General features: G+C 62.5%; 27 protein-coding genes. 13 read left to right on the top strand and 14 right to left on the bottom strand.

Annotation, left to right across the window (positions count from 1 at the left end; all coding sequences use genetic code 11):
- Positions 1-2: 2 nt before the first annotated feature.
- From SB751_RS00135 to SB751_RS00115, 5 genes are all read right to left on the bottom strand, one after another.
- Positions 3-1,106 (bottom strand): NAD(P)H-dependent flavin oxidoreductase, encoded by a 1,104-nt coding sequence (locus SB751_RS00135; RefSeq protein ID WP_410747689.1) that lies wholly within the window; start codon positions 1,104-1,106, stop codon positions 3-5.
- Positions 1,103-2,038: a LysR substrate-binding domain-containing protein gene (locus SB751_RS00130; RefSeq protein ID WP_250025283.1), complete on the bottom strand. Its 936-nt coding sequence runs from the start codon at positions 2,036-2,038 to the stop codon at positions 1,103-1,105. The genes SB751_RS00135 and SB751_RS00130 overlap by 4 nt, the downstream gene beginning before the upstream one ends.
- Positions 2,039-2,129: 91 nt before the next feature.
- Positions 2,130-2,837, bottom strand: coding sequence for an SDR family NAD(P)-dependent oxidoreductase (locus tag SB751_RS00125; RefSeq protein ID WP_144195313.1), 708 nt, complete (start codon positions 2,835-2,837; stop codon positions 2,130-2,132).
- 209 nt (positions 2,838-3,046) lie between these two features.
- A complete protein-coding gene (locus tag SB751_RS00120) occupies positions 3,047-4,099 on the bottom strand; it encodes an alpha/beta fold hydrolase (RefSeq protein WP_144195312.1) in 1,053 nt (350 codons plus the stop codon).
- 148 nt (positions 4,100-4,247) lie between these two features.
- Positions 4,248-4,721: an aminoacyl-tRNA deacylase gene (locus SB751_RS00115; RefSeq protein ID WP_250025284.1), complete on the bottom strand. Its 474-nt coding sequence runs from the start codon at positions 4,719-4,721 to the stop codon at positions 4,248-4,250.
- Positions 4,722-5,010: 289 nt separating this feature from the next.
- Here SB751_RS00115 and katG point away from each other — a divergent pair, with 289 nt between their 5' ends.
- The 3 genes from katG (at position 5,011) to SB751_RS00100 (ending at position 9,233) form a co-directional block, all read left to right on the top strand.
- Complete coding sequence (katG, locus tag SB751_RS00110) at positions 5,011-7,263, top strand: catalase/peroxidase HPI (RefSeq protein ID WP_144195310.1); 2,253 nt, start codon at positions 5,011-5,013, stop codon at positions 7,261-7,263.
- Positions 7,264-7,712: 449 nt separating this feature from the next.
- Positions 7,713-8,711, top strand: coding sequence for a hypothetical protein (locus SB751_RS00105; protein ID WP_144195309.1), 999 nt, complete (start codon positions 7,713-7,715; stop codon positions 8,709-8,711).
- A 135-nt stretch (positions 8,712-8,846) separates the two neighbouring features.
- The gene (locus tag SB751_RS00100) at positions 8,847-9,233 is read left to right on the top strand and encodes a hypothetical protein (protein ID WP_144195308.1); all 387 of its coding nucleotides are present in this window, start codon (positions 8,847-8,849) and stop codon (positions 9,231-9,233) included.
- Between the two features lie 20 nt (positions 9,234-9,253).
- Here the strand turns inward: SB751_RS00100 and SB751_RS00095 are convergent, their stop codons facing one another.
- Entirely contained in the window at positions 9,254-9,352 is a 99-nt protein-coding gene (locus tag SB751_RS00095; RefSeq protein WP_322791030.1) for a hypothetical protein, read from the bottom strand.
- Positions 9,353-9,566: 214 nt separating this feature from the next.
- On the opposite strand from SB751_RS00095, the gene SB751_RS00090 reads away from it, so the two are divergent.
- From SB751_RS00090 to SB751_RS00055, 8 genes are all read left to right on the top strand, one after another.
- On the top strand, positions 9,567-10,487 hold the full coding sequence (locus SB751_RS00090) for an alpha/beta fold hydrolase (RefSeq protein ID WP_410747688.1): 921 nt from the start codon (positions 9,567-9,569) through the stop codon (positions 10,485-10,487).
- The gene (locus tag SB751_RS00085; protein WP_144195305.1) at positions 10,484-11,896 is read left to right on the top strand and encodes an amidase family protein; all 1,413 of its coding nucleotides are present in this window, start codon (positions 10,484-10,486) and stop codon (positions 11,894-11,896) included. Before SB751_RS00090 ends, SB751_RS00085 begins: the two co-directional genes overlap by 4 nt.
- A gap of 205 nt (positions 11,897-12,101) precedes the next feature.
- Positions 12,102-13,655, top strand: coding sequence for an efflux transporter outer membrane subunit (locus SB751_RS00080; RefSeq protein ID WP_410747687.1), 1,554 nt, complete (start codon positions 12,102-12,104; stop codon positions 13,653-13,655).
- The gene (locus SB751_RS00075) at positions 13,648-13,896 is read left to right on the top strand and encodes a hypothetical protein (RefSeq protein WP_144195301.1); all 249 of its coding nucleotides are present in this window, start codon (positions 13,648-13,650) and stop codon (positions 13,894-13,896) included. The genes SB751_RS00080 and SB751_RS00075 overlap by 8 nt, the downstream gene beginning before the upstream one ends.
- 47 nt (positions 13,897-13,943) lie before the next feature.
- Positions 13,944-15,515, top strand: a complete 1,572-nt coding sequence (locus SB751_RS00070) for an MFS transporter (RefSeq protein WP_211943324.1) — start codon at positions 13,944-13,946, stop codon at positions 15,513-15,515.
- 5 nt (positions 15,516-15,520) lie between these two features.
- A complete protein-coding gene (locus tag SB751_RS00065; protein WP_410747686.1) occupies positions 15,521-16,573 on the top strand; it encodes an HlyD family secretion protein in 1,053 nt (350 codons plus the stop codon).
- A gap of 24 nt (positions 16,574-16,597) precedes the next feature.
- Positions 16,598-17,218, top strand: a complete 621-nt coding sequence (locus tag SB751_RS00060) for a TetR/AcrR family transcriptional regulator (protein ID WP_211943326.1) — start codon at positions 16,598-16,600, stop codon at positions 17,216-17,218.
- Positions 17,219-17,517: 299 nt separating this feature from the next.
- A complete protein-coding gene (locus tag SB751_RS00055) occupies positions 17,518-17,772 on the top strand; it encodes a DUF1488 domain-containing protein (RefSeq protein ID WP_144196230.1) in 255 nt (84 codons plus the stop codon).
- A 196-nt stretch (positions 17,773-17,968) separates the two neighbouring features.
- On the opposite strand, the gene SB751_RS00050 is transcribed toward SB751_RS00055, so the two are convergent.
- Positions 17,969-18,376: a hypothetical protein gene (locus SB751_RS00050; RefSeq protein WP_144195293.1), complete on the bottom strand. Its 408-nt coding sequence runs from the start codon at positions 18,374-18,376 to the stop codon at positions 17,969-17,971.
- A 762-nt stretch (positions 18,377-19,138) separates the two neighbouring features.
- On the opposite strand from SB751_RS00050, the gene SB751_RS00045 reads away from it, so the two are divergent.
- A complete protein-coding gene (locus SB751_RS00045; protein WP_410747685.1) occupies positions 19,139-19,390 on the top strand; it encodes a hypothetical protein in 252 nt (83 codons plus the stop codon).
- On the opposite strand, the gene SB751_RS00040 is transcribed toward SB751_RS00045, so the two are convergent.
- From SB751_RS00040 to SB751_RS00010, 7 genes are all read right to left on the bottom strand, one after another.
- The gene (locus tag SB751_RS00040) at positions 19,383-20,216 is read right to left on the bottom strand and encodes a hypothetical protein (protein WP_410747684.1); all 834 of its coding nucleotides are present in this window, start codon (positions 20,214-20,216) and stop codon (positions 19,383-19,385) included. The genes SB751_RS00045 and SB751_RS00040 overlap by 8 nt on opposite strands.
- A 71-nt stretch (positions 20,217-20,287) precedes the next feature.
- Positions 20,288-20,551, bottom strand: coding sequence for a hypothetical protein (locus SB751_RS00035; RefSeq protein ID WP_410747683.1), 264 nt, complete (start codon positions 20,549-20,551; stop codon positions 20,288-20,290).
- Positions 20,552-20,640: 89 nt separating this feature from the next.
- On the bottom strand, positions 20,641-21,453 hold the full coding sequence (locus tag SB751_RS00030) for a zonular occludens toxin domain-containing protein (RefSeq protein ID WP_410747682.1): 813 nt from the start codon (positions 21,451-21,453) through the stop codon (positions 20,641-20,643).
- Between the two features lie 178 nt (positions 21,454-21,631).
- Positions 21,632-21,955 (bottom strand): DUF5455 family protein, encoded by a 324-nt coding sequence (locus SB751_RS00025; RefSeq protein WP_410747681.1) that lies wholly within the window; start codon positions 21,953-21,955, stop codon positions 21,632-21,634.
- A 1-nt stretch (position 21,956) separates the two neighbouring features.
- Positions 21,957-23,480, bottom strand: a complete 1,524-nt coding sequence (locus SB751_RS00020; RefSeq protein ID WP_410747680.1) for a hypothetical protein — start codon at positions 23,478-23,480, stop codon at positions 21,957-21,959.
- A 65-nt stretch (positions 23,481-23,545) separates the two neighbouring features.
- Positions 23,546-23,812 carry a hypothetical protein gene (locus SB751_RS00015; protein ID WP_410747679.1) on the bottom strand — a complete coding sequence of 89 codons (267 nt, stop codon included), beginning with the start codon at positions 23,810-23,812 and terminating at the stop codon, positions 23,546-23,548.
- A 1,142-nt stretch (positions 23,813-24,954) separates the two neighbouring features.
- The gene (locus tag SB751_RS00010) at positions 24,955-25,287 is read right to left on the bottom strand and encodes a hypothetical protein (protein WP_410747678.1); all 333 of its coding nucleotides are present in this window, start codon (positions 25,285-25,287) and stop codon (positions 24,955-24,957) included.
- A gap of 156 nt (positions 25,288-25,443) precedes the next feature.
- Here SB751_RS00010 and SB751_RS00005 point away from each other — a divergent pair, with 156 nt between their 5' ends.
- Positions 25,444-25,734 carry a hypothetical protein gene (locus tag SB751_RS00005; RefSeq protein ID WP_410747677.1) on the top strand — a complete coding sequence of 97 codons (291 nt, stop codon included), beginning with the start codon at positions 25,444-25,446 and terminating at the stop codon, positions 25,732-25,734.
- Positions 25,735-26,013: the final 279 nt, after the last annotated feature.

The following is a 26,013-nucleotide window of genomic DNA, read 5'->3' as shown; positions in this document are numbered from 1 at the left end:
GACTACTCGATCGATGCCCGCAGGCTGCTCAAGCGGTCCAGCGCCAGGCGCAGTTCGGCGGTGAGTTGGGCGACCAGCGCGCCGGCGGGCAGGGCCCGGGCGAGCGGCACGGCCTGGCCGGCCCATTGCGCGGCGAACTCGCTGACGCCCTTGGCCTTGGCGGCGGCGTGGAGCGCCTTGCCAGCGTCATAGGTGACGGGGTAGTCGGGAATCGCGGGGGCGCCCGGCGCCACGCCGAGGGCGGTGAAGCGGCTGGTGAAGCCCCGCGCGGCGCGGCCGGAAATCGCCCGGGTCAGCGTGGTGGATCGCGGTTCGGCGGCGGTCAGGGCGGCGCGGTAGGCGGCGTCTGCCGATGACTCGTCGCACGCCACGAAGGCGGTGCCCAGTTGCGCGGCCTGCGCGCCCAGCGCCAGCGCGGCGGCAATGCCGGCGCCGTCCATGATGCCGCCGGCCGCGATCACTGGCAGGCCGGTGCGCGCCACCAGCACGCGCACCAGTGCCAGCGTGCCCAGCCCTTCGTCGTCGCCCTCCGGATCGAACACGCCACGGTGCCCGCCGGCCTCGATGCCCTGCGCGATGATGCCGTCGATGCCCGCCGCTTCGATCTGGCGTGCCTCCCGCAGCGAGGTGGCGCTGGCCAGCAGGACGATGCCGGCGGCCCGCAGCGCGTCGATCTTCGCCTGCGCCGGCAGCCCGAAATGGAAGCTGACCACGGCAGGCTTTTCTTCCAGCAGCATCTGGTACATCGCCTCGTCGGCCACGAAGCTCTTGTAGATCTCGCGCAGGCTGGCAGGCGGCGTGGCGCCGAATTCGGCGAACTGCGGCGTCAGGTATTGCAGCCAGGCGGCCTCCCGCGCCGCATCGGCCTGGGCCGGGGCGTGGCAGAACAGGTTGATATGGAACGGCTTGGCGGTCAGCGCGCGGGTCTCGCGGATGGCCTTGCGGGCGCCTTCGGCGTCCATCGCCCCGACCCCGAGCGAGCCCAGGCCGCCGGCTTCGGACACGGCGGCGGCCATGGCCGGCGTGCTGACACCAGCCATCGGCGCCTGGATGATCGGCGTGGCGAGGTTGAGAAGGGAAACCAGGTTGCGGGCGGCGGTGTTCATGGCTGGGCTTCAGGTTGGGTGGACGATGACGGGGACTGGCCTTGCTGCGTTTCCCGCAATTCCCGCAGGAACGCCGTGCAGGCCGAGGTGGCGAAGCCGGCGCGCTTCACCAGGAAAGTGTGGACGGTGCGGACCGGCACGGTCTGGAGATGGGCCATTTCGCGGTGCACCGCCAGCAACGAGCGCGGCACGATGCCCACCGCCGAGCCCGCCGCCACATAGGCCAGGATGGCGTGATAGGACGGCAGGTCGATCACCGAGAGCCGACGGCGCATGTCGTCGCCAGCCTGCTCCAGCCAGTCTTCGGCGCATTGGCGGTAGGTGCAGCCGCGGGCGAAGGCAGCCAGCTGGTGCAGCGTGACGTCCTGCGGCCGGCGCACCGGCGGGTGGGTGGCGGGCAGCACCAGCACCAGTTCCTCGGTTTGCAGGTAGGTGCCGTCGAGGCCGTCGCCCATGTCCTTCAGGTCGATGTCGTCCGGCGCGCCCTTACCCGGATGCGCCACCACGGCGCAGTCGAGCCGATGGCCAAGTACTGCATCGACCAGCGCCTGCGAGGTGCCCGTGGTCAGCTTCAGTTCCACATCCGGCCAGCGGGCGTGGAAGCTGCCCAGCGGGCGGGGCAGCAGCGTGGCCGCCGAGCTTTCCATCGAACCAAGCCGCAGCGGGCCGCTTGGCGCATCGCTGCGCATCGACTGCCGCGCCTCGTCGGCCAGCGCCAGCAGGCGGTCGGCATAGTCGAGCAGGCGGAGTCCTTCCGGGGTGAGCAACATCTTCTTGCTGTCGCGCTGGAACAGGCTGACGCCGAGGCTCTCTTCGAGCTGCTTCACGCGGGTGGTCACATTCGACTGCACCCGGTCTAGCCGCTTGGCGGCGCGTGTGATGCTTTGCTCACGCGCCACCGCCCGGAAGATCTCCAGTTCTGCCAGTTCCACGATTTACGTTCTTCAAACAAGAATGAAAACGAATGAAGTATCGTGAATGAAGAACGTCAAGTCAAGGGAATGACTTGGGGTAACCAGCCCCTTAGTGGCCAGCGCTCTGGCCACCATCGACGTGCAGGATCTCGCCCGTCACAAACGGGGCGGTCTCCAGGAACAGCACGGCGTTGGCGATATCGGCCATTTCGCCCATATGGCCCACGGGGTGGAGGGCGCCGAGTGCGTCATGGGTTTCCGGCGCATGCATCGGGGACTTGATGATGCCGGGCGACACGGCGTTCACGCGGATGCCGGTCTTGGCGTACTCGATGGCCAGGGACTTGGTGGCGGCGTTGATGCCACCCTTGGTCAGCGAAGCCAGCACCGACGGCACGCCGGCGATGGCGTGATCGACCAGGCTGGTGGTGATGCTGACCACGTGGCCGCTGCGCTGCTTTTCCATCTCGGCGATGGCCAGCTGGGTGATGTGGAAGAAGCCGGACAGGTTCACGTTGGTCACGGCGGCGTAGTCCTGCGCGGTGTACTGCGTGAACGGCTTGGCCACGAAGATGCCGGCGTTGTTGACCAGCGAGTCGATGCGGCCGAAGGCTTCCAGCGCCTTGGCCACCACGCGGCGGGCGGTGTCGGGGTCGCCGATGTCGCCGGGGACGATGGCGATATCGGGATCGTCGGTCGGCTTGATATTGCGCGCCGTGGCCACCACGCGGTAGCCGCGCTCACGGTAGGCCTTGACCAATTCGGCGCCGATGCCTTGGGATGCGCCAGTCACGATGACAACTTTTTGCGAGGACATTTCAGATTCTCCTGGTAGGGGTTAGGCGTGTTTGCCTTGGGCTCAAATCTAGTAGAGCCGGCCCCAACGAAGAAGGCATCGCCCACATCAACAGTTTTGCGCGGCGGGAACAAGTCAGGAGGACGGGGGGGTGGACGGCAAAAAAAACGCGCGCCGGCGGGGAGCCGGACGCGCGCTTAGGGAGGGAACTGCAGTGATTCTTAGCGCTGTTAGCGCTTGTCCACGTCCAGCACAGCCTGGGCGAAGGCCACCGGCGCTTCCTGCGGCAGGTTGTGGCCGATGCCGCCGGTCAGGTCGCGGTGCTCGTAGCGGCCCGTGAACTTGCTGGCATAGGCGCTGGGCTTGGGATGGGGGGCGCCGTTGGCGTCGCCTTCCATGGTGATGGTCGGGATGCTGATGGTCGGCGCCGTGGCCAGGCGCTTCTCGAGATCGTCGAACTTCGGCTCGCCCTTGACCAGGTCCTGCCGCCAGCGGTAGTTGTGGATGGTGATGGCCACGTGGTCGGGGTTGTTGAAGGCGGTGGCGCTGCGGTTGAAGGTGGCGTCGTCGAAATCCCACTTCGGCGAGGCCAGCTTCCAGATCAGCTTGGCGAAGTCGTGCGTGTACTTCTGGTAGCCGGCGGCGCCACGGTCCGTGGCGAAGTAGAACTGGTACCACCATTGCAGCTCGGCTTCGGGCGGCAGCGGCACCTTGCCCGCCGCCTGGCTACCGATCAGGTAGCCGCTCACGGAGACCAGGCCCCGGCAACGGTCCGGCCACAGCGCGGCCATGATGTCGGCGGTGCGCGCGCCCCAGTCGAAGCCGGCGACCACGGCGTTCTGGATCTTGAGGGCGTCCATCAGCGCAATCATGTCGGCGGCAATCGCCGACGGCTGGCCGTTGCGCATGGTGTCCGGCGAGAGGAAGGTGGTCGTGCCATTGCCGCGCAGGTAGGGCATGATCACCCGGTAGCCGCGCGAAGCCAGCAGCGGGGCCACATCGACAAAGGCGTAGATGTCGTACGGCCAGCCGTGCAGCAGCAGGGCTACGGGGCCATTGGCCGGGCCGGCTTCGGCGTAGCCGACGTTGAGCACGCCGGCCTGGATCTGCTTGAGCGGGGCGAAGCTGGTATGGCTGCCCGGCTTGGAGGCCGGCAGCGCGGCCGCCTTGGTGATGGCGGACTGCGCCTGAGCGGCTTGCGATAGCGTCAGTTGCGCGGCGGCCAGCGTTGCGGCGGCGGCGCCCAGGAAACCGCGACGGGGCAAATCGATTTTTTCCGACATATTGTTCCTCTCTCCTCGGGTCAGTGATGAAACTGACACGAAGTCTATGAGGCCATGGCAAGTGCCATGTGTCGGAATGCACGGTTTTTGTATCGCTGTGTATATGGCGATGCCTGACTGACACGCGGATGCAGAAACCGGGGCTCCCCTAGAGCCGTCGATGGGCGAAATGCCCGCGCCGGGCCCCGGCCATCAGGGTGGCGAACTGCTCGGTGCTCATGTGCACCACGGCCTCGCGGTCCCCGGCCTCGAAGTAGACGTCGGGATGGGTCATCAGGCTGTCATCGAGCCAGGTCTGCGTGCCGTAGACCATGCCTACCGGGGGCAGCGCGCCGGGGTCGCAGTCCCGGAACACCTCGTGCACGCCTTCCGCGCGCGCCCGGGCCAGCTGGCGGCCGGTCTGCTCGCAGATTTCCGAGAGTTTCAGGTGATGGGTGGCGGGGATCACGGCGGCGAGGTAGCCCCGGCTGTCCTCCAGCAGCACCGTGCGGGCCAGCCGGTCGCCGGGAATCGATAGCGGCCTGGCGGGCGCCGTGCCATCGGGGCTGCCGTGCCGGTGCACGGTCTCGTACCGGCTCTGTGTCTTGCTCAGGCACCTTGCCAGGGCGGTGGACATGGTCATGAGGGCAACCTCCGAGCGTGGATCGCTACAGTTGTCTGGAGTACGGGAACTATAGGACAAGCGTTGGACGGCACTTGGTTGGGGCTAACCCGAGCATGGCGGGGTGGGCGGGGTGGCGCGGGGGTGACCCATAGCAAGCCGCTATCGCAGCGATTGCAATCGTCACATTTGGTTGGCGGCGGGTCTCAACTATATTTTGTGTGCGGCAGGCTTGCCGAGGCAGGCCCACGTGGAAGCGTAGACGCGGAAAGACTAGAACTAGCGTTGGGTACCCCCCAAAGGAGATCGCATGTCTTACGAAAAGTGTCCCTTCAACCATGCCGCCGGAGGCGGCACCACCAACAAGGACTGGTGGCCCCAGCAGTTGCGGCTGGATCTGCTCAGCCAGCACTCGGACAAGTCCAATCCACTGGACAAGAGCTTCAACTATGCCGAGGCGTTCAAGAGCCTCGATCTCGCCGCGGTCAAGCAAGACCTGACGGCACTCATGACCGACTCGCAGGACTGGTGGCCCGCGGACTTCGGCCACTACGGCGGGTTGTTCATCCGCATGGCCTGGCACAGCGCCGGCACCTACCGCATCGGCGATGGCCGGGGGGGTGGCGGGCGTGGCCAGCAACGGTTCGCCCCGCTCAACAGCTGGCCGGACAACGTGAGCCTGGACAAGGCGCGCCGGCTGCTCTGGCCGATCAAGCAGAAATACGGGCAGAAGATTTCCTGGGCGGACCTGATGATCCTGGCGGGCAACGTGGCCCTGGAAAGCATGGGATTCAAGACCTTCGGCTTCGCCGGGGGCCGCGAAGATACCTGGGAACCGGACCAGGACGTGTATTGGGGGAATGAAAAGACCTGGCTGGGCGGCGATGTCCGCTACGGCAAGGGCGCGGCAGGCAAGGATGACGATGGCGGCGTGCTGGTGGCTGACGTGCAGAAGCACGGCCAGGAAGTCAGCCGGACCGACCCCGGCCGCTACCTGGAGAATCCGCTTGGCGCGGTGCAGATGGGCCTGATCTATGTCAATCCGGAAGGGCCGGACGGCAATCCGGACCCGATCGCCGCCGCGTACGATATCCGCGACACCTTTGGCCGGATGGCCATGGATGACGAGGAAACCGTGGCGCTGATCGCCGGCGGCCACAGCTTCGGCAAGACCCACGGCGCCGCGCACCCCGAGAACGTGGGCGACGAACCGGAGTCTGCCGAACTGGAACTGCAGGGTTTGGGCTGGCGCAACAAGTTCGGCACTGGTTGCGGCCCGGACACCATTACCAGCGGCCTGGAAGTCACCTGGTCGAATACGCCGACGAAGTGGGGGAACAGTTTCTTCGAGAACCTGTTCAACTTCGAGTACGAACTGACCAAGAGCCCGGCCGGCGCCAACCAGTGGATCGCCAAGGATGCGCCGGAGACGGTGCCGCACGCCTACGATCCGGCCAGGAAGCTCAAGCCGACGATGCTGACCACGGATCTGTCGCTGCGCTTCGATCCCATCTACGAGAAGATCTCGCGGCGTTTCAAGGACGACCCGCAGGCGTTTGCCGATGCCTTCGCCCGTGCGTGGTTCAAGCTGACCCATCGGGACATGGGCCCGCGCGCGCGCTATCTCGGCCCGGAAGTTCCGGCCGAGGAACTGCTCTGGCAGGACCCGATCCCGCCGGTGGACCATCCGCTGGTCAATGACCAGGATGTGGCGGGGCTCAAGCAGAAGATCCTGGCTTCGGGGCTGTCGGTCTCGGAACTGGTGTCCACGGCCTGGGCGTCGGCGTCTACCTTCCGCGGCTCGGACAAGCGCGGCGGCGCCAACGGGGCGCGTATCCGCCTGGCGCCGCAGAAGGACTGGCCGGCCAACAACCCGGATCAGCTCGGCAAGGTGCTGAAGACGCTGGAAGGCATCCAGGGCGAGTTCAACGGTGCGCAGTCGGGCGGCAAGAAGATCTCGATGGCGGACCTGATCGTGCTGGCGGGCAGCGCCGGCATCGAGAAGGCGGCGGAGGCGGGCGGCCAGAAACTGACCGTGCCGTTCACGCCGGGCCGCATGGATGCGTCGCAGGACAAGACCGACGTCGAGTCGGTGGGCGCCCTGGAGCCGAAGGCCGATGGCTTCCGCAACTACCTCGACGCGAAGGTGCAGGCGCCGGCGGAAGCCATGCTGATCGACAAGGCGCAGCTGCTGACCCTGACCGCCCCGGAAATGACGGCGCTGATCGGCGGGCTGCGCGTGTTGAAGGTGCAGAGCGGCAAGGATGCCCACGGCGTGTTGACCGATCGCCCGGAAACGCTGACCAACGACTTCTTCCGCAACCTGCTGGATATGGGCGTGCAGTGGAAGCCGGTGTCACGCAATGTGTTCGAGGGCAGCGACAAGTCCGGCAAGGTCCGCTGGACCGGCACGCGCGTGGATCTGGTGTTCGGCTCGCACTCGCAGCTGCGGGCGCTGGCCGAGGTCTACGCCAGCGAGGACGGCAAGGAGAAGTTCGCCAAGGACTTCGTGGCGGCGTGGGTCAAGGTGATGAACCTGGACCGGTTCGACCTGAAGAAGTAAGGCAGTCAGGCGGGAAGGGCGCCGGACGAGAGTCTGGCGCCCCGGCATGGCGTGGCCGCTGTGCCATACTCGCGCGTCCATCCGACAGGTACTCGAACAAGTACGAAAATCTATGGATAACGCGCCCGGTCCGCCGCTGCTGGACCATGACGACCTGCGCCATAGCCGCGCGCGCGGCAGAGGCCAGTTTCACGCACTGCTTCACCGGCTGGACGCGGGTTTGCGCCAGTAGGCTGGCGCAGCCCTGCCTGGGCCTTGCCGCTCCGTCGATGGGAATTGGCGGCAGGGGCTTCCTTTGGAATGACGCCGGCAATCCTCCTTCGGAGGGATGTGTCGTAAAAGACATAAATCGGACATGCGGCGTTAGAATCCCTGCCGCCGCGCATTCCAGCATAGGAATGCCGGGGGTCCAAGAAGTCGAAAAATCAAAGCAATTTTTGGGGAAATCCATGAAGAGGATGGGAAATCTGGCGGCCTGCGTCATGCTGGCCGGGGTTCTGGCCGCCTGTGGTGGCGGTGACGATGGCGGCAGCACGCTGAACGTGAGCGCCACCGGCAGCGCCACACAGGGCACCAGCGTCGGCGCTGGGGGAAGTACGACGCTGAGCGTGCAATCGAGCGACTTTATCCGTCTGCAAACCAGCCAGCCGGTGCGCTGGCAGGCGGTGATCACGAGCGACAAGACGACGGTCACCAACCAGGTGCTGACCGAGACCCAGTGGTCCGGCAATCTGGTCAGCCCTACGGGCGATTCCATCAACCTGACGGCGACGCAGGTCAGCGATCCGTCCAAGGTGTTCACGCTGAAGATCGCCGTGGCGCCGCAGCGCTACAACGCCGGGCCGTACACGGTGGGCCAGGTGGCGACGTTCGCGGAGACGCAAGTCCGCTTTAATGGCACCTCGACCGTCGAGAACCTCGCCTACACCGTGGCGGCCGTGAACAACGGGCTGGCGACCATTACCAGCGCCAACGCGGACACAAGCGCCCCGGACACCAGCTACGTGCAGGACCTGGATCGCAACCGCCTGTCGCGCACGTACACCAACGGCAATGTGTGCACGTATTCGCCCAAGCGCGCGCTCTACGACATGCCGCTGTATGTGGGCAAGAGCTGGACCGGGTCGTGGAACTACGCCTGCCAGATGGGTTACACCGAAAAGGGCGCGGTGGTCGGCAATGTGCAGGCGTATGAAAGCGTCACGACGCCTGCCGGCACGTTCAACGCGCTGCGCATCGCCTTCACGGTGACGTACACCAACTCGAACGATATCCAGCTGCCCAATGGCAACACCGGCAACGCCACCTACAAGGAGACCATCCTGGGCTGGTGGGCGCCGGAGCTGGGCCGCATCGTCAAGTGGCAGTCGAACTATTCGTACGCGGCCGGCTTCTCGAATCCGACGTACATGACGACGTACACGCAGGTGCTGACGAACCTCCGTTGATCGTCCGTTGATCGTCCGCTGAAGACGCACGCGTAGCAGGGCTCCCCGCGACGGGGAGCCTGATCACCGCCCGGTGATTCTCAGGTAGCCTATGCGGGGCAAACCTGCCCGCCTCAGATCCCACATCCCACGCCAATGCCAACTGCCGTCCGCAACTCGCTTGTCTGGATTTTCGATGCCTTCGAGCGGGACCCCAGCTACATCCGCAAACGGATGTTCGGCAGCGATGCCGCCTATCTCGACGGGAACCTGTGCCTGATCGCAGCGGACCGCGACGACCCATGGAACGGGCTGCTGGTGTGCACCTCGCAGGAACACCACGCCGCCCTGATCGCGGACATGCCGGCGTTGCGGCCGCACCCGGTACTCGGCAAATGGCTCTATGTGCCCCAGGCCGATCCGGCGTTCGAGGAGACCGCCGACTGGCTGGTGGCACGCGTGCTGGAGCGGGATGCGCGCGTGGGCGTGGAGCCAAAGCCATCCCGGCGGCGGAAGGGATCTGCGCTGCCGAAGGGCGCTTAGGGGAGGCGGTTAGGGGAGTCTCACGATACCGAGCGGATCGTGCCGCCGTCGACCCGGATCGTGGCGCCGCTGACGTAGTCGGCATAACGGCTGCACAGATAGGCGACTGCTGCGGCGATCTCTTGTCAGGTGGTAGAGATGGCAGGGCTGACCGAAGCGGAACCGGAGGACCTGGCCAGGCAGCTGGAAGCGATTTTCTGTTTGCTGGCCGGCGTCACGCTGCCGGCATAGCATCTCGATGCAATTGCAAATAATTCGGTCTATCCCGACAAGATGATGTGTCGATAATCGTCAAGCTGTGTACGTCTATCAGCAACGACTGTAAGGATGCACATGCAGGCCACGCTTAACGGCACCGAGCTCTTTTTTGATGTGGATGGCGAGGGGTTTCGCCCGGAGCAGGGCGCACTGGTGGAAAAGCCGGTGCTGGTGGTAATCCACGGCGGCCTTGGCTTCGACCATGGCTACCTGAAGCCGGGATTGTCCGCGCTGCGCGATCAAGCGCAACTGATTTATGTCGATCTCCGTGGGCAAGGGCGTTCGGGGCGCCCGCCGCTGGAGACCTGCACGCTCGAACAGATGGCCGATGATGTCGCGGCGTTGTGCGCGTATCTCGGCGTGGGGCGGGTGCACGTGTTTGGCCATTCGGCCGGCGGCTTCGTCGCCATGCATTTGGCGCTGCGCCATCCGGCGCTGGTACGGGGGCTGGTGCTTTGCGGCAGTTCGCCAACCGTGCAGCCGATCATGGACGACCGCGAAGAACCAGCGCCAACGCTGGCCTCGCGCGCCGGGCCCGAAACCATGGCGGTGGCGGCCCGCGTGTTTTCCGGCGACATTACCGCCGAAAGCGTCGAGGCATTCTTTCGCGAGGTGGGCCCCTATTATGCGGCGCCAGCGCACATGGACGTGCCCCCGGCGCTCACTGCGCTCAGCATCGCTTCGGTCGACATGATGCGGCATTTCATGACGGTCATTGCGCCGTCCTACGACTTGCGGCCTCTGCTGGGCGGGGTGGCCGCCCGAACCCTTGTGCTGGTCGGCAAGTACGACTGGGTGTGTCCGCCCCGCGCCAGCCGCGCCATTGCGCGCGGCATCCCGGGCGCGGTGCTGGTGGAGTTCGATGAGGCGGGCCACTTTCCGTTCTCCGAGACGCCGGCGGCGTTCATCGACGTGATGGCGAATTACTTCGCGGGCAAAAACGCCAGCCGCGCTGGTCTGCTTTTTTCCGCCTTGAATGGCAGGGAGGGATCGTGACTGAACTATGGCGACTGTCGGCAACTGAACTGGCCTCGCGCATCCGGCGCCGCGAGGTGTCTGCCCGCGAGGCAGCAACGTCTGCGCTCGAGCGTCTGGACGCCGTTAACCCGCTGATCAACGCAGTGGTCGCACATCGCCCGGAGTTGGTCCTGGCGCAGGCGGATGCCGTTGATGCGGCGCTGGCACGCGGTGAGGACCCGGGACCGTTGGCGGGCGTACCCGTCACCACAAAGATCAATACCGATCACGCGGGCTTCGCGACGACAAATGGCACACGTCTCCAGGAGGGACTGGTTGCGCAGCACAATAGTCCGGCCGTCGACAACCTTGCCCGCGCGGGCGCCGTCCTGCTTGGCCGCAGCAACTCGCCCACGTTTGCGCTGCGCTGGTTTACCGACAACCGGGTCCATGGTCATACACGCAATCCGCGTAATCCTGCACTCACGCCGGGAGGATCGAGCGGTGGCGGGGCGGCGGCGGTGACCGCGGGGATCGGGTGTATCGCCCTGGGCACCGATATCGGCGGCTCTATCCGCTACCCGGCGTACGCATGCGGCATCCACGGGCTGCGGCCGTCGTTCGGCAGGGTGCCGGCTTTCAATGCCTCCTTGCCGGAGCGTCCGATCGGCGCCCAGTTGATGTCCGCAACAGGGCCCATGGCACGTACGGTGGAGGATCTTGAGGTTGCGCTGACGGCCATGTCCGCGCCCGATGTGCGCGATCCCTGGTGGGTGCCTGTGCCGCTGCGGGGTCCCGAAACGGCGTTGCGGGCGGCGCTCTGTCTACGGCCCGGTGGCATGGAGATCGCCCCGGAAGTGGAAGCTGCGCTGCTTGATGCGGCGCGGCGGCTGGTGGACGCGGGTTGGGCCGTCGAGGAGATCGACGACACGTCGCTGATCCGTGATGCGGCCGAAGTTCAGGAGCGACTGTGGCTCGGCGACGGATTCCCGGCGCTGGTCGACGCGGTTACCCGGGATGGCGACCCCGGCGCGCGGGCCGTGGTCGAGGGCGTGCGTGCCAAGGTGAGTGCGATGCCCGCTGACGTCGTCAACAGCGCCTTGGTGCGCCGCACCACGCTGACGCGTCATTGGCGCGCATTCCTTGCCAGATACCCGGTGCTGCTGCTGCCCGTCTCGGGCGAGCTACCGTTCCCGGACGGACTCGACATGCAGGGCAAGGCGGGCTTCCAGCGGGTCTGGGAAGCGCAGCTGACCATGCGGGCGCTGCCAGCAATGGGGCTGCCGGGACTCGTCGTTTCCACGAACCTGGTCGGCTCGGTGCCTGTCGGCGTACAGATCGTCGCCAGCCATTTCCGGGAGGACTTGTGCCTGCTGGCAGGGAAGGCGATCGAAGCGCGCGGCACGCCGGCTTCTCCGGTCGATCCGTGCTCATCGCCCCGCGCTTAGGCGCGCTTCACGACACGATGCCGCGCGGTTTCCATCGTGTCGAAATAGGCATCCACGGGCATCCTGCCCTTGCATTCGGGGGGCACTCGACTCCCGTGCTCCTCGGTCGCACTATCTCTAATACGTAGACAATACGCCTTATGGATACCGGTGGTATCCGCATACCCATGGTATTTTTGCGGCAAGTTTCGCTCGAATCCTTGCCATGTGCTTCTTTATTAACACGAGGCGACTCATCGTCGCCCTGTGCTGCATCACCGTTGGGGGATGCGCGGTCGGCCCTGACTTTGCGCCGCCAGTGGTTTCGCCTCCCATCCATGTTCAGCGCGGTGCCCCGGACCAACCCGCCGTGTCGGCGGACGAGTTTTCCCCAGACTGGTGGACGTTTTTCGGCGATCCGGTCCTGAGTCGTCTGGAGCGTGAGGCGGCTGCGCAGAATTTGAGCCTGAAAGCCGCGGCGGCGAGGGTGGAACAGAGCCGGGCGCAAGTCGGCATTGCCGGATCTGTCGCGCTGCCCCAGGCGGCGGCAGGCGTGTCGGGGTTGCGTGAAATGGCGAGCGCAAACGGGATCCTGCGATTGACAGGCGAGCCCGAGCCGAAGCCCGAAGCCGCGAGCGGTACGGATCCCTTCGGGACTGCCTCGCTCGAACAAGGCAGCGGACCGGCTCCGTATAACTTGTGGCAGTACGGGCTTACGGCGAGCTGGGAAATCGACCTTTGGGGGCGCGCGCGGCGAACGAAGGAAGCCGCTCTGGCTTCGTTGCAGGCCAACCAATATGCGGTCGAAGGGATGAAAGTGTCGCTCGCGGCAGAGGTGGCGCGCACGTATCTGGATCTCCGCGAGGCGCAGCAGCAACTCGCGGTTGCGATAGAGAACCACACGCTCGCGCAGCACACATTGCGACTGGCCAAAAGCCGCGAGTCCAATGGCGTGGGAACCCGGTTCGACGCGGCGAGCGCGGGCGCCCAGTTGGCCGCCGTAGCGTCGTCGCTCCCGCCGCTACGTACAAAGGCACGCACGTTGATGAATGCGCTCGCGCTCCTGCTAGCTCGGGAGCCGGGCAGTCTGGAAAGGGAATTGGGAGCGCCGCTCGCCATCCCCGCACCGCCGGCGGTTCTGCCGGTCGGCCGGCCGGGCGACCTTGCGCACCGCCGCCCGGATATTCTCGAGGCCGAAGCGCGACTGCACGCAGCTACCGCAAAGATTGGCGTTGCAAAGGCGAGCTTCTATCCGTCGATCAGCCTGACCGGCAGCTTCGGCATGCAAGCGCTCGACTTCAGCAATATTGCGGACTGGGGGTCACGCCAGTTCGTACTCGGACCGGTGCTGAACCTTCCGATATTCCAGGGCGGACGACTAAAGGGGCAATTGGCGCTGACGGAGGCCCAACAACAGGAAGGCGCTATCGCGTTTCAGGCGACCGTACTCAAGGCCTGGCACGAAGTGGATGATGCACTGGATTGGATCGGCAGCAGTCACGCGCAGCAGCAATCGCTCCAGACTGCCGTGAGCGAAAGCCAGACTGCCTATCGTACGGCGCAGCGCCGCTATGAACAGGGCGCCTCGGATTATCTTACCGTCCTCGTTTCCCAGCGTGATGTGTTGAAAAATCAGCAGGACCTGATCGCGGCAAGGCGCAGCGCAGCGGTTGCTGTCGTGGGGCTGTACAAGGCACTAGGCGGTGGCTGGGATCTTCCGGCCGAGGCCGGCGTGACTTCTGTGGAAAGGCCGCCTGCGGGGGTAACGGCACATGACTGACGTCAGCTGGCGTGAAGTCCACGACGACGCGGTGAGATGCTGGATCCTCGATCTCGACGGCGCGGTGTTCAGTGTGCACCATCGTCGACTGTGTGTGTGGCAAGACGAGTTCAACCTGCTGTGGTGCTGGGAGATAGAAACCTATGACGGGCTGGGCTGCGCAGCGCGCGGCACGGCCTCCAGCCGGGAATCGGCGATGCGGGAAGGGGAACTCGCGGCCCGCAGGCAGGGCGGATCGTGACGGCGCGAAATCTCTCTCAACCAATGATTCTGAACCCGGCGTTTCCCATGGCTTCTTCGCATCCATCCCCCGTGGCCTCTCCGCCTGTTGCGCATCCATTCGGCCCGCGTCTGTTCGTGGGAATGCTTGGTGTTCTTGTCGCAGCCATCATGTCGGGGCTTAACGGGCGCGTCGCTGCCGTTGCGCTCCTGGACGTGCGCGCCCCACTTGGGGCGGGGTCTGACGATGGTTCCTGGATCACGGTGATCTACGCCGCGTGCGAGCTGGCCGCGATGCCGATCTCCGGATGGCTGTCGGTGACGTTCTCATTCCGTCGTTACCACATTGCAGTAGTCGCGGTCTTTTCGCTGCTGGCGCTGCTGCTTCCGTTCATTCATTCGTTGCCCCTGCTGGTATTCCTGCGCGGCGCACAAGGGTTCTTTGGAGGCCTTCTCATACCGGTTCTCATGGCCGGCGCGCTGCGCTTCTTTCCGTTGCCACTGCGCCTGTACGGTCTGGCGCTGTACGCACTGACTGCAACGTTCTCGCCGAACCTTGCTGTCTGGCTGGCCGCAATCTGGACAGATCAATTGTCGATCGTCTCCATGTTGTATCTCCAGGTGTTACCCCTCGCCGCTTTTTCCATGCTTGCGGTGGCCTGGGGAATCCCTCAGGATCCAGTGCGTCTCGAGCGTTGGCGCGAAGTGAACGTGATAGGGCTGCTTACCGGACCAGCCGGACTTGCGCTGGTCGCCATCGCACTGGGGCAAGGGGAGCGACTCGATTGGCTCGACAGCGGACTGATACGTTCCCTACTGAGTGCGGGCATCCCGATGTTGACGGTGTTTGTCTGTAGCGAATGGTTTCACCCAACTCCATTCATGCGCTTCCAGCTTCTCTACAGACGAAATCTCGGATTAGGGTTCACCATTTTCTTCGTCATGCTGATCGTGATGCTGTCGGGCTCCCTGTTGCCCATGGACTATCTGCTGGAACGATGGCATTTTAGGCCGGAAAACCTGTACGTCATTGGTGCGATCCTCGGGCTTCCTCAGCTTGTGCTCGGCCCCATGGTGTCGATGTTGCTCTATAAGCAGTGGGTCGATGCGAGGTGCGTCTTCGCGTTGGGGCTGGCCTGCATCGCAATTTCCTGCCTGCTTGGCTGGCGCGTAACTGCAGACTGGAATGCGGCGGATTTCGTTGCCGTCCAGGTGCTACAGGCACTCGGGCAACCGATGGCGGTAGTTTCCGTGTTGTTCCTTTCGACAAGCGTCGTTCAACCTATGGAAGGGCCGTTTGTCTCCGGCATTGTGAATACGCTGCGCGCGCTGGGAACCCTCGGCGGATCGGCGCTCGTTGGACACCTGCTGGCAGTGCGGGCGCACTTCCATGGCAACGTGTTGCTCGACCGGGCGATGACTGGTACCGCCGACGCAAGGCATCGAATAGCGGGAGGCGAGGGCGCAATCGAACATGGACTGGCGGAACTTGCCGAATTCGTGAATCAACAGGCGACAGTGCTGGGAATCGCGGATTGTTACCTTATCCTCGGCGCGCTTGCCTTGCTCCTGATCCCGTTGGTGTTGAACCTGCAATACATGCAGCCCCCACTACTGACCCCAAAGACCAACCGAAACTAGTCGTCATGTCTCTTCCTCTTTCTCTTAAAGTCGGCAGCGCGGCTGTTGTGGCGGTCGCCATCGCTGCCGCCGGCTACCATCTGTACGCCGACGAAGGCGCCGCCACGCGTCAGATTACCGATGATGCGTATGTCGCCGCCGACTCCACGCTGGTTTCGCCACGCGTTGCGGGCGTTGTGCAGACCATTCTGGTCGAGGACAACCAGTCAGTTCGTGCAGGAGACCTGTTGGCGACCATCGACGATCGCGAGTATCGGGTAGCGCTTCATGCAGCCAACGCGCGCCTGGACGCCGCAACCGCCGCCCAAAGCGTACTGGATGCCCAAATCCGGCAGCATGAAAAGGTGGTCGAGCAGGCCAAGGCAACGGTCGATGCGGACCAGGCTTCGCTCAAGCTCGCACAAGCCAATGCAAGGCGCTACGAAAACCTTGCCGCGGATGGATCGGGGACCATACAGGAACGCCAGACTGCGACGGCGCAACTGCAAATACAGGAAGCGTCAGTCGTCCGTGATGAGGCAGCGCTCGGCGCGGCCAGGCGCGAGCACACTGTCCTTACGGCACGCCGCGAGCAGGCAGCGGCGGAGACTGCCGCTGCCAAGTCCGCGGTGGAAGCTGCGGAGCTACAGCTGTCCTATACCCGCATCATCGCGCCGATCGACGGCACAGTCGGACAACGCGACGTTCGCATCGGGCAGTACGTCAACATAGCCAGGCCCCTGCTTGCACTGGTTCCCCTTCAGTCTGCCTATATCGAGGCGCATTTCCGGGAGACGCAGTTGACGCGAATCAAGGCCGGCCAAAAGGTGGACATCAAGGTGGACACGCTGCCCGGCGTGCGCTTGACGGGGCATGTCGACAGCGTGGCGCCAGCCACCGGCCTCAGCTTCTCTCCCATCGCGCCCAATAACGCAACGGGAAACTTTACGAAGGTCGTGCAGAGGCTGACGGTGAAGATCAAGCTCGATGCCGGTCAACGTGACGCTGGCCGCCTGAAGGTTGGAATGTCCGTGGTCCCGACGGTCAATGTGGATAATGGTGGACCTGAACACATCTGAACGTAACGGGGGGGGCAGAAGGGCATGGCAGCACGAATGTCGAGGGAAGAAAGCAAGGCGCTCACGCGTGAGAAGCTCATCGCTTCGGCACGGAATGTGTTCGCGCGACTGGGCATGGCCGGCGCGTCGATCGACCGTATCGCTGAGGAAGCCGGCTTCAGCAAAGGAGCGTTCTACTCGAACTTCGAAAGCAAGGAAGAGATCTTCTTCGAGCTCCTGGAGGAGGTTGCCAAGGAAGATTCCCGCGCACTCGCGCAGGCGCTTGAGTCCGTCTCCGACCCGGAATCGGCGATCAAGGCGATTTGCGACTGGGCGCGCGCGAAGACCAGGGACCCGAATGTACCGTTACTGTTGTTGGAGCTGGCACGGAAAGCCCGGTCTGACGAAGCGGTAGGAAAGCGTCACCGCCAACTTTTTCATGAGCAGTGGATTGCCGTGGGAAAATTGGCCATGAGGATCCTGCCAGAGGGTAGCGAGCGCATCACACCGTTAATGCTCGGTGGCCTGATTCTGGAACTGACCTACAGCAACGCGACGCTGCTGCATGATTCGCCGACCTCGAGTGACCTGATTGCCGCCGCGCTTCACGGATTGCGGGATGGTGCCCTTTGGCACGCCACGCAGACAGACTCGCAAGACGAATAGCGGGAAGCGGAAGCACGCGGCAGAAGGGCGTATCAAGCCGTACGTATTGCGCGCTGCCGTGCTTCATCAGGTTTGGACGCACGCGCGCTGGTGCACGTCCTTGCTCAAGAAAGCAAATACCCCGGGTGGCGGCACGGACAACCACAGCAGCGATTTCGCGCATTCTTGCTTGTTCGTCGCCCCGTGAAGGAAAAGCAAAGCTACTGCGCGATGCAAACAGGCGCATACTCAAGGTGGCTAGCGGTGTCATTGCTTTCGGCCGCCGAACGCCCGATGTGTTGCGTTACAAGGAGTTCTCCATGGCGCTAAATTTCCCCAACCCCAGCCGCAGCTATGATGCTGCGCGGCATTGTGTGTGTTTCTGGGGCTATGACAACGCTCGTGAAGTAGCGTTTCAGGTCTCCGACGATGTCCTCATACGCCTTGACAGCAAGGTCTCTTGCTCGGAAGCGATTGTGTTGCTTGACACGTTTGACCGCCATCGAGACAAAATATTGCTTCTCGCAAAGGACGTGTACACGGCAGGACCGTGCAATTCGTACAAGATCAGTTAGCGCAAGCGGTCGCGTGTTTGCTGGAGCGGCAGCGAACCGAAGCTCGCTCGGTGCGACGAGAGCTAGACGGTTTGCGCACACATCCATTCATTTGAAGCTCCGGGTCAGCTCGCGATGGTGGCCAGTTGCGACGCTAGCTCCCGCTCGCCGCGGCTGGCACCGCTGACCGTACGGGAGCGACAGCTCCGTCGACAGTTCAGATCTGAGATTGTCTCTCCGTGGCCTGGCAATCCTTTTCCAGCATGGTGAGTACGTCGTAAAACACTTCATGCCAATCCGGGTGGGCAGGGTCGCCAACGTGTTGGTCATGGCCGTCTGCAACCTTCGCGTGCAAGCCGTGACGGGTGAGCGTCATCAAGACGGGCACCTCGGCGCTGTGCACAACGGAATCCCCTGCGCCGAAGGTGATCACGAATTTGAAGCCGTAGCTTTTCGGTCCGGGGTCTCCAGTGGGCTTGATCGATATAACCTCGAGAGGCGCTTGCAAATATGCAGCGAGCTTCTCGCCTGTGGTCCGGGCGACCGCTTGCAGTAAGGCCCTGTGATCCTTCTCTTGCGTCGATGCCTGGAAGAATCGATCGCGTAACGCTTCATATTGGGACATCGCTCTCCTCCTTGCGGTGGGCCAACCAGATGGGCTTCGGCCGACTGCGGCATGAACCTACTGTAGAACGCCATGCGAGGAACATTCGTACAATTCGACTCCGGTTGCGGCTTTTTGAGCAGAAGCTGGTCGAATTTCGCCTCAGGATCGGCTGGCATCAAATATGTGGGCTCAGGCCAACCGCGTTGCCGCGATACCTGTCGTGAGGCGTCCATCTGCCAAGGCCTGCAAGACCTTGAGGCGATCCAGTTGGCGCATCGTCATGGTGATCGTGTCCGGTCGCATGGCGGCTCCCAGGCAGACTGAGGCCGTACAGGGTACCTTGCAAGACTCGGACATTTGAATCTGGCTGGAAGCGGACATTCTGGTTTAGCCTCTACACATGGTGATCGTATAATGCGTAAAGAGTTCAGCGCATAAAAAAACCCGGAGAGCCGCCAGAGCAAAGGCTTTCCGGGTCAGTTAGGATAGTGGACAAAAAGTACAACGACAGTCCGCAGGGTCCATGAAATTCCGCACATCAACGCGCCACGTTTTCCCCTCCGAGTTCGACGCAGCTACAGCAGGTTTTCCAGAAGATGTTATAGCACTTTGGACGGGTAGACACGTCCGAACCATTCGCCGATGGAAGGCAGGGCAGAGACCAGTACCCCGATGGGCATACGAGCTAGTTTTGTTCAGGACTAGACAGCTTGAGCTATTCTAACGCCCGCAACACGATCCAATCGGAAGTAATCCCCACTTTAGAAGGGAATCAGGGCGATGGGAATTTACGACAGGGACTGGTGGCGGGACCGTTATAACAAGCGGCAGGACTTCGACGAACAGAAAGACGCCACCTGGCGCAAGCCACAACAGCCGCCGAAGAAGCCCGAGACCGAACCGGAACGCGCGGCGCCACAGAAGGCGCGCAAGCAGAAGATGGGCCTAAGCCCGTCTCCAATCGGACCGATCATCATATGGACAGTGATCTTTCTCACGATCTTTGTTTCGGTACGACACATCCTCAGGTGATGATAGGCCCGGTAGCCATCCAGAACGTAGAGTGCTTGTCGTAATAGGCTTGCAGATCGACCGGGTTACCCTCGCGATTTGCAAGCACCAAGCACTCCGCCATGATCTCCGCCACATCCCGAGCATGCGCATAGTAGGCGACCCGCTCAGGCTCCGGCACGTCAATACCACGCGAACACCAGTAGCGCTTTTCGTTGAGCCCGAAAAGCTCCGCATTCTTCGCAATGTACTTCGACAGGTACGCTGCTAGCTTGTGCTGGCCACCACGGCGACCGTGAGGGTTCGTCACATCGATATTGCCGTTATCCTCGCCCACGATACGACGCCAGATCGAGCGCACCAACTGATAGACCAGCCGACCTTTGACAGCGATATGGAAGTGCCATGCGCCTCGCTCCTGAGGCTCCATGGTGCAGACATACTTGAAGTCCCGGTACTTCGACATAGCGCGACGGAAGCGATCAAAGTCCCGTTTTGCCCGGTCCCGATCCGTCATGTTTTCCCGGTAGGTAAGTGTCAGCATACGGTCAGCACCCATAGCCTTCACCAAATGGCGAACACGCTGTTTCGCACGGTTCGCAGAGTCCTTGATGTTCGCTTCGCGGTTGTCCGACTCGCCACGCTTTGCCTTTGGCATGCCGTTCCACTGGAGCGCACCGACATAGCGGTCGTACTTCTTCGCAACGATCTCCATTTGCCCATCTGCGAAGACCCGCTTGCGGATCTCCCATTCCTCATGGAAGGCGTTGAAGTAGCTACCCGGCTCCCGGTGTCCGTCGATTGCTTGTGAATCCTGATCGTTTTTTGCTATAGTGTTTTCACGCATGGCGACTGCCCCTGAATGCTCGCTATGTACGGCCCCGGAGTGCTGGTAACACTCGCGGGGCTTTTCCTTTTCTACACGATGCGGAACCGACCCTCCGCTGCTTCGTCCTCACCTTCGACCAACGGTGTCAACTGCACACGCAACCGCGCGAAGTTCGTGCCATGCTGAAACAGCCATGCCGTGACGATCGAGCCGAGCAGCCAATAGGCCGATACCGAGTCATCAAAAAAATCCTCCATATCGCCGGTACACAGGTCAATGGTGAAAACGTCCGGCACTACCGAAGCACCGTCCGGGACGTGTCGAATCGACGCTAGCTCAACGATCTGTGCCATTCGCTCCGCTTCCTTTTCGTTAAGTGTCCACATTACAAGTCTAGGCCGGCTGCGCCGGCCCGCGCTGCGCACAGACCGACGCCGCCGGCCTACGTTTTGGCAAAGAGCGTGCGCCATTCCTCAAAACTAATCAGTCCCGCCCGCTGCAGTCCGGTGAGCCGCCGACGCTCCGCCAGCTTCCGGGCGATGTTCCGGTAGCGCTTGACGCTTTTCCAACCGGCTGTGTACCAGGGGGGCAGGTAGGAGAAGGGCGCCTGTGTCGGATCGAGCCTGAAGACCTGCCGCGTGTCGTATGCATCGAACAGATCATTTCCGCGATACGTCCACTTGTCCGCCAACGGGGCGCCAGCATCGACGCCATAGCGCACCATGGCCTGATGCACACGAGGGAAGTGGGGCACCCACGTGCCGCCCGTCAGAAGGCTGAATAGAGGCCGCAGGAAGGGGATTGTCATGCGATCCATCCGCTTGCACGTCACCCTGTACTCCACAAGCGCCTCACGCACCTGCTTATCGATCTGCGCGATGTTCTGGCAGATGAAGTAGACGTCCCACCCCTTTTTTCGCGAGTGGATCAACCAGTCAATCACCGGCTGCCGGTCCTTGTCACCATAGCTGCGCGCATTCATGTACGCCGCCATTTCGTCCACCACGATCAGCCCGTTCTTCGACTCGTCCAGATCAGGATTCCCAATGCCGATCATTTCGAGATGCGCGACGGTCGGTTTGTCCGGTATCCGAATGACGCGGCACATCTTGGCATCAGCGTTGACGAGCTTGTCCAGGCGGAGATCTAGATTCGTGGCCACACGCTTGCCGGCAATCAGCGCTTCACGAATACGGCCCACGGCACAGAGCGTTTTGCCGGCGCCGAGCTTGCCCTCAATTAAATATATAGCCATTTTCGCAACTCGCTTTCGATGCCAGCTACCAGAGACCACAATCCAACCAACGTAAGAAGAAAAGCCGCTTCACTACGCCATTCGGAACAGCTAAGCGCCATGACAACAGGATGCGCGTCGGGACATGACACAGCCCACGCCGCAACCCACATGCAGAGCCCGAGAAGTATGAGCAGCATCAAGCCCCCGCAACGTAATCCATCGCCTTGACCTGCCAGCGATACAGGCGACACGCAGCCCATACGCCGGCGTAGATCGAGAGCAGCGCGCCAGCGGCAGGGGGCATACCGCACGACAGCGCCACGAGCAGCCAATCAGCATTAGGGATGAACTCGCCAAGAGCCGCCATAGCCGCCTTGAGCGCCAGCAGCACCGCACCGAACACGCCGCCAAAGGTGCCGACGATAAGCACACGGTTCGCAACCCGCTTGCCGAAGAAGTCGAGAAAGACTTTGGCGATCCAACCGAACAACGACGAGAGCAAAGCACCGAGCAGCGGCATATCAGGCTCCGTTCAATGCGTCCTTGACCTCTGCAACAGAGAAGCCGAGAACAGTAAAGGCCCATATGGCCGTGGATAGGATTTGCATGTAGCCGACAGCGGGGCACCAATCGACCTCTACTGCAACCTCTAGCGGAGACACACTGATTGGCTTGCACTCCGAGCGGGGTATCTGCGGGAGCCAGCCAAACCAATCCGTTTGCGGCTTTTCGCCGTTGAGCACGGTATTGACTGCATCGGTTTGCGTTTTGGCGGCTGCATCCATGGCTTGTGAGGTCACCGATGCAGTCTCAGCTTTTTGTCCTTCAGCCGTGCCGGTCTCATCAATCTTGCAGGCAGGCTTGCCGGGGAGACCGCAGGTTTCGACTTCCACCTTGGGAGGCGTCGTGCCTGTTGCCGGCGCGGTGCCGGTTTCCGTTGTCTCCGTACTTGTGGTGCCGTCCGGATTCGTCGTCGTCGTTACGCACTTCTGACCTACCTGTATCGGCTTGTCTTTGGCCGTGGCCATATCCGGGTTAGCAGTGCCGGTATAGGTGCATGTCGTTTGCTTTTTCGTGACCTTGCCAGCGGAATCTGTCGTGCTTGTCGTCGGCCCCACATCCTGCACCGTACCCGTGCCGATGACTTCCGCCAGTTGAGCCATAGCATTGGCCCATGCCGCATTTTGGGCAGCCGGATCTTCAAAGCCCCAATACTGCTGCTGATAGGCTGGATTGGCCTGCATAGCACGCTGCCATGCCTGATTGATTTCATCGGATGTAGCTGGCGTAGGCTGAGTGCCGGGGGTGTAGCCAGGGGGCACGCACTGACCATTTACCTTTGTAGAGCCCGATTGATAACACACGCCATCGGTGTACCGCTGAACCTGTCCCGCAGATTCAAACGTTGTCCCATCGTCGGCACGCTGACGGACACATCCGTAGTACGTCGCGCGCGGGATGACATTCACGAGCGTCGTCTTAACGCCAACGCCCCGAGCATTCTGGTCGTCCACCAACGCCTGACACATATCCTGACCGCTACCGTAAATGGTCTGGCTCGGAATGCCGACATTAACAGCAGCGTAGTCTGTCGCCGGATAAGGCTTGCCGTTCGGCGCTTGCTCGCCCTGCGCAGGCTTACACCACGTCCCATCGGCACACTTCTCAAGCCCATATTGCAGCAGTACCGTAGCGCCAATCGCGATCATGCCGGGAATCGACGCAGCACGGCCAGCCATGGTCGCCAGATCGATCAGCCGCTTTTCCTTTAGCGCGATGGACCCGACCTTGCGACCGCCATTGATGATGTCGAGCGTACTGTTGGAACTGACCTGTAAGCCCGATGCACTGCCCGCGATGATGCGCGACATGGACCGCTGATAGGCGTAATCGACGCCAGCGGCACCGCTCAACTGAGCATGCGCAATGCGGAGAGGAAGCAGCAGGGAAAAGAGAAGGGCCAGCGTGATAACGACTGGCCCAAGAAACAGATCAATTCCGGTAGACGCAGAAGCCGGCTGAGTCCGGACAAGAGAGGCGCGCATGGTACGGATCTAGGTAAGCGCATGCCGTGAGGCATGACCCCACGGCACACAGAACGAGCAGACGCTTAAGCAGCGCCACGGAACTTCTTGACGTACTTGACGCCGACACCCACGCCCACACCGGCAGCGGCAACCAGCAGCAGCGGAGCGGTGAACTTGGCAACGGTCGTCAGCGCGGACGACTTCGCTTCGGCGATGGCCTCATCCATGCCATCGGTCGAGGTCTGTGCGAAGGCAGCAGGCGCAGCGGACAGGGCCAGCACGCCGCCGATGGCCGCAGCAGCGGCGGTCTTTTTCAGCTTCGGGGTGAACTTCTTGAGATGCTTGATCATGATTTCTCCGTTATGGAATGCCGCCCTTGAGATGCATTGCAGATGGGCGACTAGTCTGCAATTCGAAATCGCGCGCGCAGTGTCTGCGCAGAGGTCGAGACCTTTTGTTCGCCTGGACTCCACTCCCTCACTCACTCCGTTCCGCCGCTCACTACGCCCCTCCGGGTACTCCCGTTCAGCGCTGAAAGTGAGCCTCCCCTGCACTACATTCCAGCGCGGGCGCGGCGCGGAAAAGTCGGGGAAAAACCGGTAAAACCTCGCCCCTCCGGGGCGGCTCCGCCTACAGCGTGGATAAGCTCGCACTCCACGCGTGGACAAGCCATTGACAGGCATGGACAACAGTGAGGCGCGTTGCCCACACCTGCCAACAACTTGCCCACCCGTTCCGTAACCACACGACCTTACCCACCCCTCCGGCTGCGCTCTACAAACTAAATACATTTCCCCCTTGGGGAAATTGCGACTTTTCCGCGCCGCGCCCGCGCCTCCATTCCGTTCCGGGACTCCCTTGTCAGCGCTGAAAGTGAGCCTCCCCCTACAGGTCTACGCTCCCTCTGTCTCTGCGCTCCCTCAGTCCCTACGCCCCGACTCGCAAATCAACGCTCGCACCTTGAAGCAGAAGGGCGCGCGCGTCAGGAAACGTCCTCAAAGCGCCGGAAATTGCGGATGGCAGCGCCGAGGCCGAAGCCGATAAAGAACCAGAGCAGCACGACAGCAGCGACGCTCATCGCAACACCCCCGCAACCACGCCGATACCGAACGCAATGGCGCAGGCGGAGTACAGAACGACATTGCGAAGATCAAGCAGCGCCTGTGTCGTCGGGTCAGTAGCAGCCTGTACCGTTGCACACGAGAGCAGGAGCAAAAGGCTGATAGTCAGCGTCCTCATGACTGGTACCCGAGACAAGCAATGCACACGTTATGAGTGCGACCGCGACGATCAACGCTGCGGAAGCATCCGGTTCCTTCGACGTAGCCTTTGGCCGGTGTGTTGAGGCATATAGGCAAATCAACCCGATGAGTGCCAGCAACAACAGGAGGACTTGCATATACGTCCCACAAAAAAACCGCCCCGCCGCCGACCGAGAGGCCGACAAGCAGGGCGACGAAGTTAAGAGCAAAACGGTTCACGGCGGGGGAGGTCAGGCGGCCTTGTCAGCGACACCAGCACCCGGCTTCGGCATAGCCTGAGGCGGGACGCTGCGCAGGGTACTGATACGAGCAGCGACGGTGTTGTCGCGACCTTGCATCAAGTCGAAATCGGCTTCGTACAGACCCGGAGGCGTTTCCTTGAGGTGATTGGCCAGCGTCATCACGCCGACGAAGGGGGGAAGCGGAGCACCGGTTTCCTGATCCACACCCCGCGACTGCACGATGCACTGCGCCTGGAACATTTCGTAAGCGTTGCCAGTTTTCCGGCTGGTGCCACGAATGGGGATGATCGAGATGATTTGCAGCGTTTGTTGAGCCTTCATTTGTTGTCCTCATGCGCCACCTAGCGCGAGATTTCGTTACAAAGGCCCCGGTTTACGGGGCGTTGTTTACCGCCTACACTTCGCACATCGCTAACTACGCGATTGCTAACCGTATGCATCATGCCTACGGTAAGCCGAAGCTTAGGAGAAAGCACAATGCTTAGTACAATAGATATTTTGGATCGCGCAAAGGGCGCCAATAGTGACTATTGGATTGCCCAACAACTTGGCTTCAAACATCAAGCGATGGTGTCGAGCTGGCGCAAGCGCGGTCACGTTGGAGCAGAGAGCATCCCGACGCTTTGCAAGATGGCTGGCATCCCGGTAACGACCGGCCTTGCCGTCTGCGCCATCGAAGGCATCAAGAACAAAGAGAAGCGCGCAGAGCTACTGGAAACGCTGTCTTTTAAGAAAGCCCGCAGAGCCGTGAACCTGCGCCTCATCTAAGAGGCGTGCACTGCGGGCTGACTGATTCCTTGGGGGTCAGTCGGTCCGCATAATATGCATAATGCGTATTATGTTAAATGCGTGCTACGGGGCTGCAAGCCAATACCGGGTTCCTTCTTAATCAACTCCGCTCTATATCGCAACACGTTTCACGACCGATCACCCGGCGCGTCCCGCAGCCTGCGCAGACGCGCCCGCACTATGAACTGACCCCCTAAAGTTGGACGGGTAAGTTAGGCCGCGGCCAAGGGCTGGGTCCTGTATTGCACAGGACTCAGC

The sequence above is a fragment of the Cupriavidus sp. SIMBA_020 genome, assembly GCF_046535395.1.
In the GTDB taxonomy this organism is placed as follows: Bacteria; Pseudomonadota; Gammaproteobacteria; order Burkholderiales; family Burkholderiaceae; genus Cupriavidus; species Cupriavidus campinensis.
Note: the sequence above shows the minus strand (reverse complement) of the source record. Positions and strands in the feature narration are given on the sequence as shown.